Raw genomic sequence first — 15,155 nt, forward strand, 5'->3', positions numbered from 1 at the left:
ATCGCCAGCTGCATGATTTCCGCATCTGCAATTTCCAGCTTGCGCATGGTCGTCTCTCAAAAGAATGGCCATGCAATCATACATGCTGCAATATTTATGTCGTCGTGTTTATCTCGGTCAACTCTCGCTGAACGACCGCCGGAGTCTTGTCAGACGCCAGCAATGAAGACAAGGTTTGGACGTCAGCTGCATTGCCGGCGACATAAAGCGTCGCGGTTGCTTGCTGCTTTCCCGCTTCTCGCGGATTGGTCACGTTCTTCGGTATTACAGTCGACTCTCTGCTTCCGACGTCCCGGAGACCCGCCGCTCGGAGCAGATTTACGGGGTAATAGCTTTTGGCAAGGTACGCTGGGTGCAGAGTAAGTTGGAAAACGCCCTCCCCCCGTGGCTTGGTTCCGTCTGGTAGAGACCGGATAGACTCTTCGACTTTCCTTATCGAGTCGCCGATCATCACCCGCGTATCGGCGATCTGATAAGGGCGCTTCTTGGGTCCGGAGCCTCTCTTGATCTCACTGACAGATGCCAGTTTTTCTCCGCCACCTAGCAATAGATTCCTCTCGGCCATTTTTATGCCCCCGCTTTAAATTCTTTGATAACGCGCCCGACTGTTGGATGGGTGATGTCCAATTCTTCCGCTATTTTTCGTTGCGATAACCCCCGCAGCGACAACTGAATGATGCGCAGATTGCGCAGCGTTGGGGCCACCCGATCGTCTCCCGGCGCGGTATCGAGTGCGATCTCAACAATTGCTTGATCAAGGTGCTTATCGTCGAGCACAGAGGCTTTTTTTGCCACGGCCAAGTGACGTTGAACGGACGCAAAGGATTGCCCGACGAACATATTAGAAATCTCGACAGCGAGATTGCTCGACACTCCCTCTTTAGTAAGCATTTTGGCTATTACGCTCGCGGGCGGCACGTCAAAATCAATGCTTGAATCGAACCGTCGCCACACAGCCGGATCAAGCATGTCCGGGTGATTCGTTGCGGCGACCAACAGTGACGTCGACGGCCACTCATCTATCGCTTGCAACAACACAGTAACCAACCGCTTCAGTTCCCCGACGTCCCGATCGTCGTCCCGCTTTTTTGCAACCGCATCGAACTCGTCGAGCAGCAGGATGCACGGGAAGCTCTTTGCATAGTCAACAACAGCCTTGATGTTGCTTCCCGTTTTACCGAGCAAGCTACTCATGACCGTCGCAAGGTCGAGTGTCAGTAAAGGAAGGTGCAATTCCCGGGCGAGCCAGCAAGCCGCGAGCGTTTTGCCTACACCGGGCGGTCCTTTGAACAGCAGCGCGCGGACTGGCTCCAACCCAGCCTCCAAGAGACGGCTCGCTGCCGAGCGCTCGCGTACGACTTGTGAGAGCACGCGAGATATATGCTCAGGCCATTCCGGTTCGACATCAAGAATCACATTGCTAGATTCGCGCAGTAGCGCGCGTCGACTGTCCAGATCAACCGGTGCAGGGGACACCGATGCATCTCGAGTCATCGATTGTGATGTGAGCAACGACGCAATCTTCGCGGCTGCCGCCTCGTCTGTCTTCTTCAGTTTGCTTGCAAGACGCCGGCTCAGGAGAGCTACGCTCGAGGCATTTCCTTTGACGCCGTACTGTACAAGTCCGCATAGGTCGTCAAGTGTTATTTGTACCATCAGAAGTGCCGTCCTATAAGGGTTTCTGCAGCAATGGTAAACAAAATTTATAAAATGTTCCATCGATCTTTCCGCACCTGCCGCGCGACATCGCCTTTGTACGACAAGCATCCACCTCGGGGTGCCGTCAAGATTGGGGGCGTCTCAAGATTCGGAATTTCGCGCACGCTAACGGAGGGCCGTCGCGGCGACCGTGCAAAAACCAGTTCCCGGCCCGCCCGAGACGGCTGTCCGGCAACCGCCCGTGGCCGCCTGATCGCCCCCTTTTACATTTTTCCGGGATAAGCGCTACACTGAACACTGTATATCCATACAGTGTTCCTGCCCCCATGAGCGCCCTGCCACGTCACCCTGAAGAAATCCACCCTGCGCTATGGCGAGCCTCGCAACTGGCCGCCGGCTTCGACCGGGTAGTGCCGTGCGGCCACGCCGCGCTGGCCGCCGCACTGCCGGGCGGCGGCTGGCCCGCGGGCGCGCTCACCGAACTGCTCACACCGCAGCCGGGCTGCGGTGAACTGCGTCTGCTGCAGCCCGCACTGGCCACCGTCGGATCCCGCCCCTTGCTCCTGCTGCAGCCGCCGCATCGGCTACAACCCGCCGGACTGGCGTGGCTGGGCGTTCCCGCAGGACAGGCCTGCGTGCTGCGCGCACCACGCACGGCTGATGCGCTGTGGGCCGCCGAGCAGATCCTGCGTGCCGGCACCTGCGGCGCCCTGCTCTTCTGGCAGGCCGAAGTGCGGCAGGAGGCGCTCCGGCGCCTGCATCTGGCCGCGCAGGCCTCGGACACGCTGCTGTTCCTGTTTCGCCCACTCGCGGCCGCCCAGGCGACGTCGCCAGCGCCGCTGCGGCTTGCGCTGCGAGCCGCCAGGGGTGGTATTGAAGTGATGTTCGTCAAGCGCCGCGGACCGCAGCGCGACGAACCCGTTTTCGTTCCCCTTACGCCTTCACCGGCCCTGTTGAGCCGATATGCAACTCTGGATCGGCGTACATCTGCCGCACCTCGCCCTCGAGTCGTTTCTCCCGCGCTGGTCGACGCCACGCCATGAGGCCGGGTTTGTCGTGCTGGAGAAGGACCGCGTTGTCGCGCTCGACCACGCGGCGCATTCCGCCGGGATCGTGGCCGGCATGCGCCGCGGTGGCGTGCTGACGCTCGCGCCCGACGCGGTCATCCGGGAGCGTGATCTCACCCGTGAAGCAGAGCTGGTTCGTGGCGTGGCGTTCGCCCTGCTGCATTTCACCCCCCACGTGGTGCTGGCTGAAGAAGCCGTCGTACTTGCCGACGTCTCGGCGAGCCTGCGGCTCTTTGGCGGTATTCGCCCGCTGCGCCGACTCGCGCGCGAAACGGTGATCGCGTTCGGCGTAACGGCAACGCTTGCTGTTGCGCCAACAGGGCAGGCCGGGTGGCTCTTCGCCCGGTCCTCGGGTGGCATTGCCCTCACGTTGCGATCCGTCGACCGCGCACTGCGTCGCGTGCCGTTACCTGCCCTGCCGCCGGCGCGCCCCTACGCCGAATGGTTCGACGGCCTGGGATGCGAAACGGTGGATGACGTCCGGCGCCTGCCTCGCGCAGGCCTCAAGAAACGCTGCGGCACGGCGCTGCTGGATGCGCTCGATCGCGCCACGGGCGCGGCACCGGAGGTGTATGAATGGCTCGAGACGCCTCCCGCCTTCAGTGCGCGGCTCGAGCTTTCCGACCGGATCGAGCACGCAGAGGCCGTGCTGTTCGCGGCGCGGCGCCTGATCCTGCAGATGACCGGCTGGCTGTCGGCCCGACAGCTTGCAATCGCGCGGTTTGTGCTTGAGCTCGAGCACGAGCGCGGCCGCGCGGCGGTGCCGCCGACAGCAATCGAAGTTGCCCTTGCGGAACCGACGTCGCGCGAGGACCACCTCGTGCGTCTTCTGAAAGAACGGCTGGGCCGCGTCGAACTGGCCGCGCCGGTCATCGCCGTTCGTCTCGACGCGAAGGACGTGCGCGAAGCGGACGCACCCAGCGAATCGCTGTTTCCTGAGCCTGGCGGGTCGCCACAGGATCATGCGCGCCTGATGGAACTGCTCGTCGCCCGGCTCGGCGCCCAGAATGTCACCCGGGCGGCGCCCGTCGCCGACCACCGCCCCGAGGTCGCCGCGCGCTGGATACCCATCGGTGAGACCGTCAGGTCCCTGCCGCCACCGTCCAGCCTTCCGCGGCCGACGTGGCTGCTCGACACCCCGGTGCAGCTCATCATGCGCGGCCACCGCCCGTTCTACGGCACGCCGCTGCGCATGGTCTCGCCGGGCGAACGGATCGAGGTCGGCTGGCAGGATGGGCACCCGGTGACACGGGATTACTTTGTCGCCGAATCCGACGATGCGGTGCACTACTGGGTGTTCCGTGAACGCACGGGCGCGCGCGATGATCGCGAGCCGCGCTGGTTCCTGCACGGCCTGTTCGGGTAATCGCCATGGCGCCGACCTTCGGCGCACTGCCCGACTATGCGGAGCTCCAGTGCGCGTCCAACTTTTCCTTTCTGCACGGCGCATCGCACGCCGAGGATCTCGCCGCTCGCGCCGCACAGCTCGGGTATGCCGCGCTGGCCGTCACGGACGAATGCTCGCTGGCCGGCGTTGTTCGTGCCCACGTCGAGGCGAAGAAGGCCGGTCTGCCGTTCATCGTCGGGTCACACTTCCATCTGACCAACGCCGACGGCACGTCTGCCCTGTCATTCACCGCGCTGGCGATGACACGCGAAGGCTACGGCAACCTGTCCGAGCTGATCACGCTTGGGCGCATGCGTGCGCACAAGGGCAGTTACCGGCTTGCGCCCCTGGATCTCGCGCACCCTGAAAAGCCCTTTGGACACCTGCGGGGACTGCCCGGGTGCGTCGCGATCCTGTCACCGGACTACCCCGCCGATGAAGACAGACTGGATACGCAGGTCGAGTGGTTCGCCCAGACCTTCGGCGATCGCGCATGGGTCGCACTGACATTGCACGCGCGTGCAATGGACGATATTCACCGCGGCACCGTCGAACACGTCGCGGCGCGTCACGGTGTTCCCGTCGTCGCGACCGGCGCGCCCGTCATGCACGTGCGTTCGCGCAAACCACTGCAGGACGTGCTGACGGCGATCCGGGTCGGCAGACCGGTCGCCGAATGCGGCTATGATCTCGCGCCCAACGCCGAGCAGCACCTGCGATCGCGTCTGCGGCTCGCCAACCTGTATTCGCAGCGCACGCTCGAGGAGACGCTGCGAATCGCTCGTCTGTGCACGTTTTCGCTCGACGAGCTGCGCTATGAGTATCCCGACGAGCTGGTGCCGATCGGCCATACGCCGACAAGCTACCTGAGACAGGAGACCTACATCGGCGCACATCGCCGATGGCCGGAAGGCATCCCGCATCAGGTGCAACTGCAGATCGAACACGAACTCGCGCTGATCGGGGATCTGCGCTACGAGCGATACTTTCTGACGGTCTACGACATTGTCCGGTTCGCGCGCAGCGAAGGCATCCTGTGCCAGGGGCGCGGGTCGGCGGCCAACTCGGCCGTGTGCTTTGCTCTCGGTGTGACCGAAGTGGATCCCGCCCGCTCCTCGATGCTGTTCGAGCGGTTCATCTCGAAAGAGCGCGGTGAGCCGCCGGATATCGATGTCGACTTTGAGCACCAGCGGCGCGAAGAAGTCATCCAGTACATCTATCGCAAGTACGGCCGCGACCGCGCAGCAATCGCGGCGGCGGTCTCAACCTATCGACCGCGCGGTGCGCTGCGTGAAACCGGCAAGGCGCTCGGCGTTGACCCCCAGATCGTTGACGTCGTTGCAAAGTCGCATCACTGGTTTGATACGAGTCAGGATCTGCTTGCGCGATTCAGGGAATCAGGCCTCGACCCGGAAAAGCCGCTGATTCAGGCGTGGGCGAAGCTCGCATCGCAATTGCTTGGCTTCCCGCGCCATCTCTCCCAGCACTCGGGTGGTTTTGTCATCAGTCGCGGCAAGCTGACACGTCTGGTGCCTGTCGAGAATGCTGCAATGGAGGACAGGTCTGTCATCGAGTGGGACAAGGACGACCTCGAGGCGCTCGGCCTGCTGAAAATCGACGTCCTTGCACTCGGCATGCTCTCGGCCATCCGGCGCGCGCTTGATATTGTGTCGGAGCAGCGCGGCGAGCGTTTCGAAATGCAGGATATACCTGCCGAGGATCCCCAGACCTACGAGATGATTTCGGCTGCAGACACGGTTGGTGTTTTCCAGATCGAATCCCGGGCCCAGATGAGCATGCTGCCGCGGATGCGGCCCCGGACTTTCTATGACCTCGTGATCGAGGTGGCGATCGTCCGCCCAGGTCCGATTCAGGGCGGCGCCGTGCATCCCTACCTGCAGCGACGCCAGGGATTCGAGCCGGTCTCGTATCCGAGCGACGCGCTGAAAACCGCACTGGGACGAACCCTCGGCGTTCCGATCTTTCAGGAGCAGGTCATGCAGGTCGCGATTCTGGCGGCCGGCTTTACCGCCGGCGAAGCCGACCAGCTGCGCCGCGCGATGGCCGCCTGGAAACGTAAAGGCGGACTGGAAAAATATTACGACCGGATCGTTCATGGCATGCAGGAGCGCGGCTATACCCTCGCCTTCGCCGAATCCATTTTCGAACAGATCAAAGGCTTCGGTGAATACGGTTTTCCGGAGAGTCACGCGGCCAGTTTTGCGTTGCTCGTGTACGCAAGCAGCTGGTTGAAGTGCCACGAGCCGGAGGCGTTTCTGGCAGCCATGCTGAATTCACAGCCGATGGGCTTTTACTCACCATCACAATTGGTGCAGGACGCGCAACGTCACGGTGTCAAAGTCCTGCCCGTCGACGTGACAATCAGTGGCTGGGACTCCGCACTGGTAAATCTGCAAGGCGCCGGAAGGCCGGCCGTCCGGCTCGGTATGTCGCTACTGCGAGGCATGAAAGACGGCGCGGCGGAACGCATCGAGAATGCACGCGCGGTTCGGCCTTTCGAAAGCGTCAACGATCTTGCACGCCGCGCGCAACTGGACCGCAAGGATCTTCATGTACTGGCCGATGCCAACGCGCTCACCTCCCTCGCCGGCAATCGCCGTGAAGCGCTGTGGCAATCCGTTGCAGCGGTACCAGACAAGGACATGCTCGCGACAGCGGCCGTTCAGGATGAGACTCCAGCCCTCGGTGCGCCCACTGAGGCCAACGACATCGTTGCTGACTACCGCTCAGTGGGCCTGACGCTTGGCCGACACCCACTTGAGCTGCTCAGGCCACAACTACTCGCGAAGAGGCTGATGCCCGCTTCGACGCTGCGCACCTATCGCGATGGGCGGCTTGCTCGGGGCTGCGGGCTCGTCACCGTGCGTCAACGTCCGGGCACGGCCAAGGGCGTGATGTTCGTGACGCTCGAGGACGAGACCGGTAACGTGAACGTGATCGTGTGGCCAAGTCTCCTTGAAAAACAGCGACAGGAAGCGCTGGGGGCGTCACTGCTCGCCGTCTATGGGACGTGGCAATGCCAGGGGGAAGTACGCCACCTGGTTGCACAGCGGCTGGTCGACATGTCACACCTGCTGGGCACGCTAGTCACGTCGACGCGAAACTTCCATTAGGAACCGGCGTACCATATTGGCGCACCTTTCTTCAGGGAGAGCAACCATGTGCTATTCAGCCCAGATCCAGGCCGACTACCGCAAGTACGTCAGGATGTTTGGCGCGCACATGAGCATCCGTGAGTTCGCGCAGCTGTACTGGGAGCGTGCCGAGGGCAGCAATGTGAAAATTCCGAAAGCGATGGACGCCGCGTTCTCGGTTCCCCAGACCGACGAGGAACGGCGGATCAAGGAAGCGATCGACCGGTTCAACGGCGAGCAGGCAACCAGGCTCGAGCAGGAATTGTTCAAACAACGCGCGCGACTCGCCGACGCGGAACGCACCCTTCAGGGCAAAACGACGAAGGCGGCCTCCGAGAGCAAACGGATCGCAACCAGCAAGATCGAGTCGGCGCTCAGAGGGCTCGACGATCTCCGGCGCACAGAACTGAAAGACCGCGACTCGCGAATTTTCCCCGGCAACTATGCTCCGGTGATGGTCATGGAAGACGGCAAGCGTGTCATCAAGCCGATGCGGTACCTCTGCCGCCCGGCTGGCAAGCCTGCGTTCTACGACAAGAAATATCCCGGCCTGTACAACGCCAGGTTGGACAACCTCGAAGGCTTCTGGAAGGGAGTTTTTGGATATTCGCACGGTCTCATCGTCGCGAATGCGTTCTATGAAAACGTGAAACGACATCGCCTTGAAGGGCGTGAGCTCGCTGAAGGCGAACTGGAGGAAAACGTGGTCCTGGAGTTCAAGCCACAGCCCGCTCAGGACATGCTCGTCGCCTGCCTGTGGTCGCACTGGCAAAGCCCTGGCGAGCCTGATCTGCTCTCCTTCGCGGCCATCACTGATGAGCCGCCCCCTGAAGTTGCCGCAGCTGGCCACGATCGCTGCATCATTCCCATCAAGTCGGAGCATATCGACGCGTGGCTCAATCCCGATCCACGCAATCTCGCGGCACAGTACCCGATTCTCGATGACCGCCATCGTCCTTACTACGAACATCGAATGGCGGCCTAAGCTGGCTCGCTTATGATACTCGACCGCGCATTGCTTGCTGCCGGTCGGGCCACCGCAGTAGGTCATGTCGACCCAATCCAGATGCGCAATTCACAGGCAGGAACAAATAGAGAATGAACAAAATCAAATCGGGACCGCAAGACCCGAAACTGCTGAACAGGATCAAGAGCCTGGCGGTCCAGGCCATGTTTTCCGACGACGAGCTGCTGGAGCAGCTCGTGCTGAAAGGCGGCAACGCGATGGCACTGGTCCATCGGATCAGCGCGCGCGCGTCGGTCGATCTCGATTTTTCACTGAAGCAGGATTTTGGCGAGAATCTCGAGGCCGTGCAGGCACGAATTCTCAAAACGCTGGCGGAGACATTCCGCGCCAACGGGTTCGAGGTCTTTGACTTTAAGATGGTCGAGAGACCGAAGACCATGACGGCGGACATGAGGGACTTCTGGGGCGGCTATGGCGTCGAGTTCAAGCTCGCCACCGCAGAGGTCCATGCCGAGCATTCCGCCAACCTCGAGGAGCTGCGCAAGCGAGCCATCAATCTGGGGTTAGGCACAAAATTTCTCATTGACATCAGCCGCTTCGAATACGTGGACGACAAGCAGGACTGGGACTTCGACGGGACGCTGATCTACGTCTATTCGCCGCTGATGATCGTCTGCGAAAAGCTGCGAGCCATCTGCCAACAGATGGCGGAGTACACGCCGATCATCAAGCGAGGACACGACGGTAGCGCGCGCCCCAAGGACTTCGTCGACATATTCGTGCTCACGAAGGCACTGGAGCTGGATCTGACGGGCGAACAGATGCAACGGATCCTGACCTCGATGTTTGAAGCCAAGAAGGTGCCTCGGTCATTCCTCGGCCTGATTCCGAATTACTACGGGTTTCATCTGGCAGGCTTCCCCTCAGTTACCGATACTGTCTCGCCAGATTTTGACCTCAAGGAATTTGATGTCTATTTCAACTATGTGCTCGAGCTGGTTGACCGGCTAAAACCCGTCTGGCACAGCTAGGCGCCAATTACTTACATAGCGCGTTTCGTCCATCTCGTGCATCAGGTAGAAATTGTGTTCGATCGGCAGGCGCCGGATCAGGTCGATCTGGCTTGGCTTGTAACCCGCGCGCTCCAGGTAGTAGCCGATCGCCTGATGATAGGGGTACGCGAAGTCGAGCTTGCGCAGCATTGCGACGAGCCGGTTGATGGAGACCCGGTCTTTCGCAAGCTCAAAGGCTTTGGCGACTTCAAAGACGCCGCCGGCATAGACGGGTCTCACGGTAATGTCGATGAGGGTGCGCTCCAGGTTGGTGAGGCGCGCAAGAACCTCCTGGCCGCCTTCATCCGTAACAGGTTCGGTAGCGACACCCAGATGACCTGTATGCGCGCCATTCAGCAGGTAGATTTTTTTCCCCGCATGCTCGACCCAGTTATGCGAAACCCGGGGGGGCCGGCTGAATGCCAGATCGATTTCGGCCTGACCAAGCTGCGCTCGCTCATGCTGACCACTACCACTGATACCGCGTTCATCCGTTATGTAGATGGTCGTGGGTGACTGCTCGGTCAGCCCATGCAGCCGCATGGCCGTGTAGTGACTGAGATAGAGGTTCTTCTTCAGCGACAGCAGGATGCTCAGCAGCGGAACTTCGCCCCAGACATAGCATCGTTCCGCGCGTTGCGGAAACGGGAAATCAATTTCTTTGAGCTTGGCGTGTTCTTTCAGAAAGGCGATGAAGTGCTCGGCGGTGGTGCTTTGCGCGAGCCGCCAGAAATCGCGCTGGCTGGCAAGAATCGCCCGGATTTCCTTCAGCTTGAGGACGTGCTCCGGAAGATGATCGAAATGCTTGACGATGTCCGCTTTCGCGATCTGGATTCTTGTCCGGTTCATTCCAAATATCGGATAAGTATATGCATGCATCCCCGCTGGCAGCATGAATGCTGCCAGCGGGGATGCAAAAAATCAATCTGGGCAAGAGTCATCAACGCCTCCTGTTATTAACACCGTGCTACGCAGCATCAATGCTGCGTAGCATATCGCATATTTTCACTAGAATCAAGAGGACGAAGCCGTGTTTGCAAGGTGAAGCGCCTTGAAAAATCCGCAATTGACAGCTATGCTATGCAGCGCAAGCGCTGCATAGCACTAGCTTAAGATTGATTTGGGACATTGGCGCATCACCTCGACGGCTTCCCTCACGGACGCGTAAGAGATGAATCCGTTCGACCTTGTCGAGGCCGATCTCGTCACGACGCCGGTCATAGAGCCGTCGCGTGCGGGTGGACGCAGGTTCGCCATGCGTCGTCGCGTTCTCGAGAGTGTGCCGTTATTCGGTGTTTACCGCGTGCTACGCAGCACTCGTGCTGCGTAGCATATTATAAATCTCGTCCAAAATCAAGGCCAAAGACTTAATTAATCGGCCTAATTCCCTTGAAAATACCAAGAAATTATGATAAGCTACGAAGCGTTGACGCTTCGTAGCTCAACTAAAACATCGCATCCACAAACAGCGCTCCGGAAAGTGTCGTCACATCGTACTGTCCAGCAACTGCCTCGCCTGCATGCCGCTAGGTGTAGCGGCCCGATAACATCCGTCAGGGACCACATTCAGTGAGAACGCTATAGCGGCACGCCCGGGGGACGGCGGTCAAGATTCTAGGGGTGTCCCTTTTCTTTGACCCCAAGCGGTCCGATGAGCTGCCCGAAAGGAGACATTTGCGTAACGTTGCGAGTCAACTTGCGCGTAGTGGCTCAGCGGCGCGAGTAGCCAGACATCATGCCGCGCACGCCCGCACAAACGCATTGACGAGTGGCGCAGACGCTTCCCTGAGCGCCGCACGTTCGGGCTGAAAAAGCGTTGCAACGAAAAACGGATGTCCATCTATTTCGACCGCCCTTACGTCGCCACTCGCATCGTCCGCAGTCACCCGTAGCGGCCCTGAAACAAGCGTTGACCTGAACTCAGGGTTGAGTCCATAGCGACAGCGGTAACCCTCCGTCGTTTCGCTGACGCCATAGGCCGCCGCGATACGTGTTCCGGGAAACAATCGGATTTGATCCACCGTTTCCACTAGCGCGCATTCGAGTGGCGAGATGACTGGACGAGCAGCATCTGGCGCGGTTTCCGCGTGCTCGGCATCCGCCCAGCCAAGCACGTTCCGGGCGTATTCGATGATGGCATGTTGGAATCCGCCGCAGGTCCCAAGAAACGGAATGGCATTTTCGCGGGCATGGCGAATGGCAGACAGTGCACCCTCCGTGTTGTGGTAGGGACTTGCGGGCACACACCAGATTCCATCGAACGAAGCGACGCGCGAGCCGGACGTGATTTCTCCGGTGTGAATCCATTCGAATTCGACTTCGATGTGTTCCGCGTCTGCCGCCCGATTCAACGCGAGCGGAATAGCCTGATGCGCCGGCACCGACGCGTCGTAATCTCCGACGAGGCCAACAATTGATCTTCTTCGCATAGGTCGATGACTCACGGTGTCTGTTGTAATTCGTGGTTTTTGGGGAGCAACTGCAACTCCGCACCAAGCTCGTCGAGTTCTAGGCAATGGGTTCTGTCATGATCCAGAAGCTCACGGACAAGTTCTTCGAGCGTCATTCGGCGATTGCCGTCTCGCAGGCAGCAACGAGTCAACTGTTCGGGCTGCAGTTTTTCGAGCGACAAACAAAGACGCCGCCGTCCTCGTTTAAAAGCACGAATCGCAGCTTGCAGATCTTGCGCCGCGTAGTTGCGCTGTTCTGCGAGAACGGTCCCGTCCACCGAATCGATGACGGGGAGGTGCGTCGAAAGGGTTGCGTCAATGCGATCGATGAAGATCGCGTCGAGATCCCGAAGATGGCAGGCGTGTTCAACGAGCGCGAATCCAGTTCCAGACGACCGCTGACACCAGCGTGTCTCGCTCATATCCACCACAAACGATAAAACCCGATCCGGCATCAGCGCGAGTTCATCGATGACCTCACCCCACGCCAGCCTGACAGGTTGCGGGCTGAAGACGGCTCCATAGCTGAACCATGTACCGCCGACGCGACCCCGTGGCTGGACGACCTCGTGGCCATGGCGGCGCATGACTTCGGCGACCATCGCGCCGCAGAACTGTCGGGCCGTCGTGTCGTGTTCGACTTCAGGAAACTTGTGGGCGATCTCGTCCGTGATGGCCGCAATTGCAGCAACCCCGACACGCGAAAGCACGCGAAATTCGAGGTAGCGGTCGGAATGGACGATCAAGGCCTCGAGCTGTTGCCCAAGTGACGATGATCTGAAACGGTCGAAACGGGAATGCACGCGATCCTCAGTGCCCTGCGGTCAGTAACGTACCAAAACGATACGTTACTGACCGTAAGGCGTCAAGCGGCTGGGAAGGACCGTGCGGCCGACTATCGGTGGGGCTCATCTTGTGGCGCGGCTACACCGCGCAGGAAAACTTGGCGATATGGCTTCGCTTGCCAACGATACAAGATCGATTTCGACCGTCCTGGCCTGTTTGCGATGGTCCGCCCGTGGTGATGTTCGATAAAACGTTCGTTTTAGCGAACACCGCAGCAAGAAGCACTGTCGCGTACGGCCTGCCGGATTCTGTGATCTTCGGCGATAAATGGCGGGAAAATTTCAGCGCTATTTGGCGCGAATGGACGGTGCCGACTGCTTTGCATGATGCATTCTCGGGGTGACGTCCGAAGGAACGTGACCCACAACGGTGTGTCGCTTTACCAACGCAATGCTCTAGGTCCAACAATCCATCCAATAATCGCGGGCACCATCATCCCCGCCACATACCACACCGCGACGAACGGGGCTGTTTTTTCACTGCAATGGAGCGCATAGACAGAGGCGCCGACAGCTCCACCAAATAGTCCAGCACAGGCCCCGGCTCTGTTGAGGTCCGTCGGCGCCAACTGTTTGATAGCCCAGAATGCAAGAACCATCGAGGGCAAACCAATCCAGATGATGCGATATGAACAGTGCTTCCAGGTTGAGCCCAGTAAACTGCCAAGGTAAGCACCGTTGTCGGTGTTTAACAAAGACCAGACACCTAACGCCTCAACGGCAAGGAATATCAAGAAAACGAAGGGGAGCCAAGACTTTCCATTAGGCACAGGGTACGCGGAGCGTATCAATTCTCTGGCAGCAAGTACTGCCACTGCGCAGGGAAAGGCCTGCTTCAACCAAAAATTATATGATCCAAATGCCTCTCGCCAGTCCGGGCGTATTCCGAGAAATACCAACACCAAAAACAAAGCGACAAAGATTCCTGCAAACAATTTGATCAATAGACGGCGTTTGGCCTTTTCGTACGTCACATGATAAGGATTACTCGACAAAATCTTGATATAGCTGTCCGTATTCATTTTCTCTTCCCACCAAGTTTTGATGCAAGGGTCTTCAATCCCCTATGAATACTGGTTTTTACGGATGAAATAGACATTCCAGTGCGCTGCGCCGTTTCGTTGATGGTCAGCCCTTCGATTTTGGTATGCGCGATTACTGCTTGTTGATTTTTGGGGAGTTCACTGAACAGCGTCTGAAGGTCAAAATCAACGCCATATGTCGCGAGCGAGTTGCTCGAAGCTATTCCTTCAACATCGAAAGACGAGTCGAGCTGGACGGAAATATCCTTCTGGAGACTGCGCCGTCGTAGGAAGTCGACCCATTTATACCGTGCAATGGCATAAATCCAGGCTGTCAGAGGTTCCTGAACCCTGTACGTATGGCGTTTCAGGTAAACGGCCAACAGTGTCTCCTGAACCAAGTCCTCTATTTCATCGGGGTAGGCCCTGAGCCGCTTTCGGAAAAATAGACGTAGCCGCTCCGCGATTGCCCGTAGGCACTCGTCATATGCACCAGCGTTACCTCCAAGCGCCTGTAAAAACAGGCATCGCAGCGTCTCTTCGTCAACGGTGGAATCACGCACCGATGGAGGACCCTCATAGTTGTTCATGTATTCCGCTCTGCTGCGCTTAATTCACACATTCGCATGGCATGCTCCGGAGTGTCACCGCCCACAGATTCTGTGCTGAGCCGACCGCAAGATCCAACTCCCTTTCCATCCTGATCGCCTGATCCGTATCGCTCTGGCAGGATGCCGCGAGATGCTTGCCATTGTTTAGTATTTCGAACTCAAATCGATTAGCCAGTCTGGCAACCTCGCCGTCACAAACGTTTCGAAAATCTTGTCAGTCTTCGTCAGAATCAGTGCAGAAACGACCAGCATGCCGAGCCCCACCAGCACCTTGCCGTAATTACCAGCCACCAGAAGGGAATTGCGCTTTTTCTGAAGGTGCTCGCGAGACAAGAGACCAAGCATTATCAAGGGAGTGCCAGCCCCCAGTCCGAACAGGCTCATCAGAAAAACTGTCTGGGTCAGGTTCTTTCCCTGGCTGGCCAGTGCAATCGCCCCGCCTAGGGTAGGGCCGACACAGGGGCTCCACACGAGGCCGAGGACAACTCCAAGTACCAATTGCCCCAATGCGCCCTCAATCTTCATCCTGGACAGCACGTTTTCGCCCAACCTGGAGATGCCAGAGACGGCGAGTGCAAATCTCGCCTGCAGCAATTTAGACAGTTGGATAGCCCCGAAGACGCCGATCAGGACTGCCCCGAAACTCCGGAAAGTGTTCTGATCCAATCCTGTTCGAGCGCCCGCGGCGGCCATGGTGGTTCCGATGGCGGCAAAGGAGATGGTCAAGCCGAGCGCCAACGACAGCGGACCAAGACGATGATTGTTGGCAGCTGTGGACAGTAAAATGGGTATCAGGGGCAGGACGCAAGGAGACAGCACCGAGAGCATTCCAGCCGCAAAACCGAAGAAGTATGTAGAAGCGCCGAAGTCCATCATCGAGCTACGAGAAAGGTTTCAGGATGCTGCATTGCCGAGCAGCTTGCACGGCCTCTTCAGTCAT

At 59.1% G+C, this 15,155-nt stretch carries 13 protein-coding genes; 6 read left to right on the forward strand and 7 right to left on the reverse strand.

What is annotated here, in order from left to right; all coding sequences use genetic code 11:
* Positions 1-567: 567 nt before the first annotated feature.
* A complete protein-coding gene (locus KHO33_RS37125) occupies positions 568-1,719 on the reverse strand; it encodes an AAA family ATPase (RefSeq protein ID WP_200568010.1) in 1,152 nt (383 codons plus the stop codon).
* A gap of 266 nt (positions 1,720-1,985) precedes the next feature.
* Between KHO33_RS37125 and imuA the strand changes: the two genes are divergently transcribed.
* From imuA to KHO33_RS37150, 5 genes are all read left to right on the forward strand, one after another.
* Entirely contained in the window at positions 1,986-2,702 is a 717-nt protein-coding gene (gene imuA, locus KHO33_RS37130) for a translesion DNA synthesis-associated protein ImuA (protein WP_200568009.1), read from the forward strand.
* On the forward strand, positions 2,623-4,092 hold the full coding sequence (locus KHO33_RS37135; RefSeq protein ID WP_200568008.1) for a Y-family DNA polymerase: 1,470 nt from the start codon (positions 2,623-2,625) through the stop codon (positions 4,090-4,092). Before imuA ends, KHO33_RS37135 begins: the two co-directional genes overlap by 80 nt.
* A gap of 5 nt (positions 4,093-4,097) precedes the next feature.
* Positions 4,098-7,247 (forward strand): error-prone DNA polymerase, encoded by a 3,150-nt coding sequence (locus tag KHO33_RS37140; RefSeq protein WP_200568007.1) that lies wholly within the window; start codon positions 4,098-4,100, stop codon positions 7,245-7,247.
* A 46-nt stretch (positions 7,248-7,293) separates the two neighbouring features.
* Positions 7,294-8,253, forward strand: coding sequence for an SOS response-associated peptidase family protein (locus KHO33_RS37145; protein WP_200568006.1), 960 nt, complete (start codon positions 7,294-7,296; stop codon positions 8,251-8,253).
* A gap of 113 nt (positions 8,254-8,366) precedes the next feature.
* Entirely contained in the window at positions 8,367-9,266 is a 900-nt protein-coding gene (locus tag KHO33_RS37150) for a nucleotidyl transferase AbiEii/AbiGii toxin family protein (protein ID WP_200568005.1), read from the forward strand.
* On the opposite strand, the gene KHO33_RS37155 is transcribed toward KHO33_RS37150, so the two are convergent.
* The 3 genes from KHO33_RS37155 to KHO33_RS37165 all read right to left on the reverse strand — a co-directional run bounded on the left by KHO33_RS37155 (position 9,243) and on the right by KHO33_RS37165 (position 12,540).
* Positions 9,243-10,136: a type IV toxin-antitoxin system AbiEi family antitoxin domain-containing protein gene (locus KHO33_RS37155; protein WP_200568004.1), complete on the reverse strand. Its 894-nt coding sequence runs from the start codon at positions 10,134-10,136 to the stop codon at positions 9,243-9,245. The two genes, KHO33_RS37150 and KHO33_RS37155, sit on opposite strands and share 24 nt — an antisense overlap.
* An 884-nt stretch (positions 10,137-11,020) precedes the next feature.
* A complete protein-coding gene (locus tag KHO33_RS37160) occupies positions 11,021-11,716 on the reverse strand; it encodes a CTP synthase C-terminal region-related (seleno)protein (RefSeq protein WP_200568003.1) in 696 nt (231 codons plus the stop codon).
* 11 nt (positions 11,717-11,727) lie between these two features.
* Positions 11,728-12,540: a DinB family protein gene (locus KHO33_RS37165; protein WP_200568002.1), complete on the reverse strand. Its 813-nt coding sequence runs from the start codon at positions 12,538-12,540 to the stop codon at positions 11,728-11,730.
* 215 nt (positions 12,541-12,755) lie between these two features.
* Between KHO33_RS37165 and KHO33_RS37170 the strand changes: the two genes are divergently transcribed.
* Complete coding sequence (locus tag KHO33_RS37170) at positions 12,756-12,926, forward strand: hypothetical protein (RefSeq protein ID WP_200568001.1); 171 nt, start codon at positions 12,756-12,758, stop codon at positions 12,924-12,926.
* A 36-nt stretch (positions 12,927-12,962) separates the two neighbouring features.
* Here the strand turns inward: KHO33_RS37170 and KHO33_RS37175 are convergent, their stop codons facing one another.
* From KHO33_RS37175 to KHO33_RS37185, 3 genes are all read right to left on the reverse strand, one after another.
* Positions 12,963-13,604, reverse strand: a complete 642-nt coding sequence (locus KHO33_RS37175) for an NrsF family protein (protein ID WP_200568000.1) — start codon at positions 13,602-13,604, stop codon at positions 12,963-12,965.
* Positions 13,601-14,194, reverse strand: coding sequence for a sigma-70 family RNA polymerase sigma factor (locus KHO33_RS37180; RefSeq protein ID WP_200567999.1), 594 nt, complete (start codon positions 14,192-14,194; stop codon positions 13,601-13,603). The genes KHO33_RS37175 and KHO33_RS37180 overlap by 4 nt, the downstream gene beginning before the upstream one ends.
* Positions 14,195-14,359: 165 nt before the next feature.
* Positions 14,360-15,091, reverse strand: a complete 732-nt coding sequence (locus tag KHO33_RS37185) for a cytochrome c biogenesis CcdA family protein (RefSeq protein WP_234480880.1) — start codon at positions 15,089-15,091, stop codon at positions 14,360-14,362.
* Positions 15,092-15,155 lie beyond the last annotated feature (64 nt).

It is taken from the genome of Paraburkholderia nemoris (assembly GCF_905221015.1).
GTDB lineage: Bacteria > Pseudomonadota > Gammaproteobacteria > Burkholderiales > Burkholderiaceae > Paraburkholderia > Paraburkholderia nemoris.

Coding starts and splice junctions, on each gene's coding strand:
- KHO33_RS37135 (WP_200568008.1), top strand. CDS start 2,623: ATGCAACTCTGGATCGGCGTACATCTGCCGCACCTCGCCCTCGAGTCG.
- KHO33_RS37175 (WP_200568000.1), bottom strand. CDS start 13,604: ATGAATACGGACAGCTATATCAAGATTTTGTCGAGTAATCCTTATCAT.
- imuA (WP_200568009.1), top strand. CDS start 1,986: ATGAGCGCCCTGCCACGTCACCCTGAAGAAATCCACCCTGCGCTATGG.
- KHO33_RS37155 (WP_200568004.1), bottom strand. CDS start 10,136: ATGAACCGGACAAGAATCCAGATCGCGAAAGCGGACATCGTCAAGCAT.
- KHO33_RS37140 (WP_200568007.1), top strand. CDS start 4,098: ATGGCGCCGACCTTCGGCGCACTGCCCGACTATGCGGAGCTCCAGTGC.
- KHO33_RS37125 (WP_200568010.1), bottom strand. CDS start 1,719: ATGGAACATTTTATAAATTTTGTTTACCATTGCTGCAGAAACCCTTAT.
- KHO33_RS37150 (WP_200568005.1), top strand. CDS start 8,367: ATGAACAAAATCAAATCGGGACCGCAAGACCCGAAACTGCTGAACAGG.
- KHO33_RS37185 (WP_234480880.1), bottom strand. CDS start 15,091: ATGATGGACTTCGGCGCTTCTACATACTTCTTCGGTTTTGCGGCTGGA.
- KHO33_RS37145 (WP_200568006.1), top strand. CDS start 7,294: ATGTGCTATTCAGCCCAGATCCAGGCCGACTACCGCAAGTACGTCAGG.
- KHO33_RS37180 (WP_200567999.1), bottom strand. CDS start 14,194: ATGAACAACTATGAGGGTCCTCCATCGGTGCGTGATTCCACCGTTGAC.
- KHO33_RS37160 (WP_200568003.1), bottom strand. CDS start 11,716: ATGCGAAGAAGATCAATTGTTGGCCTCGTCGGAGATTACGACGCGTCG.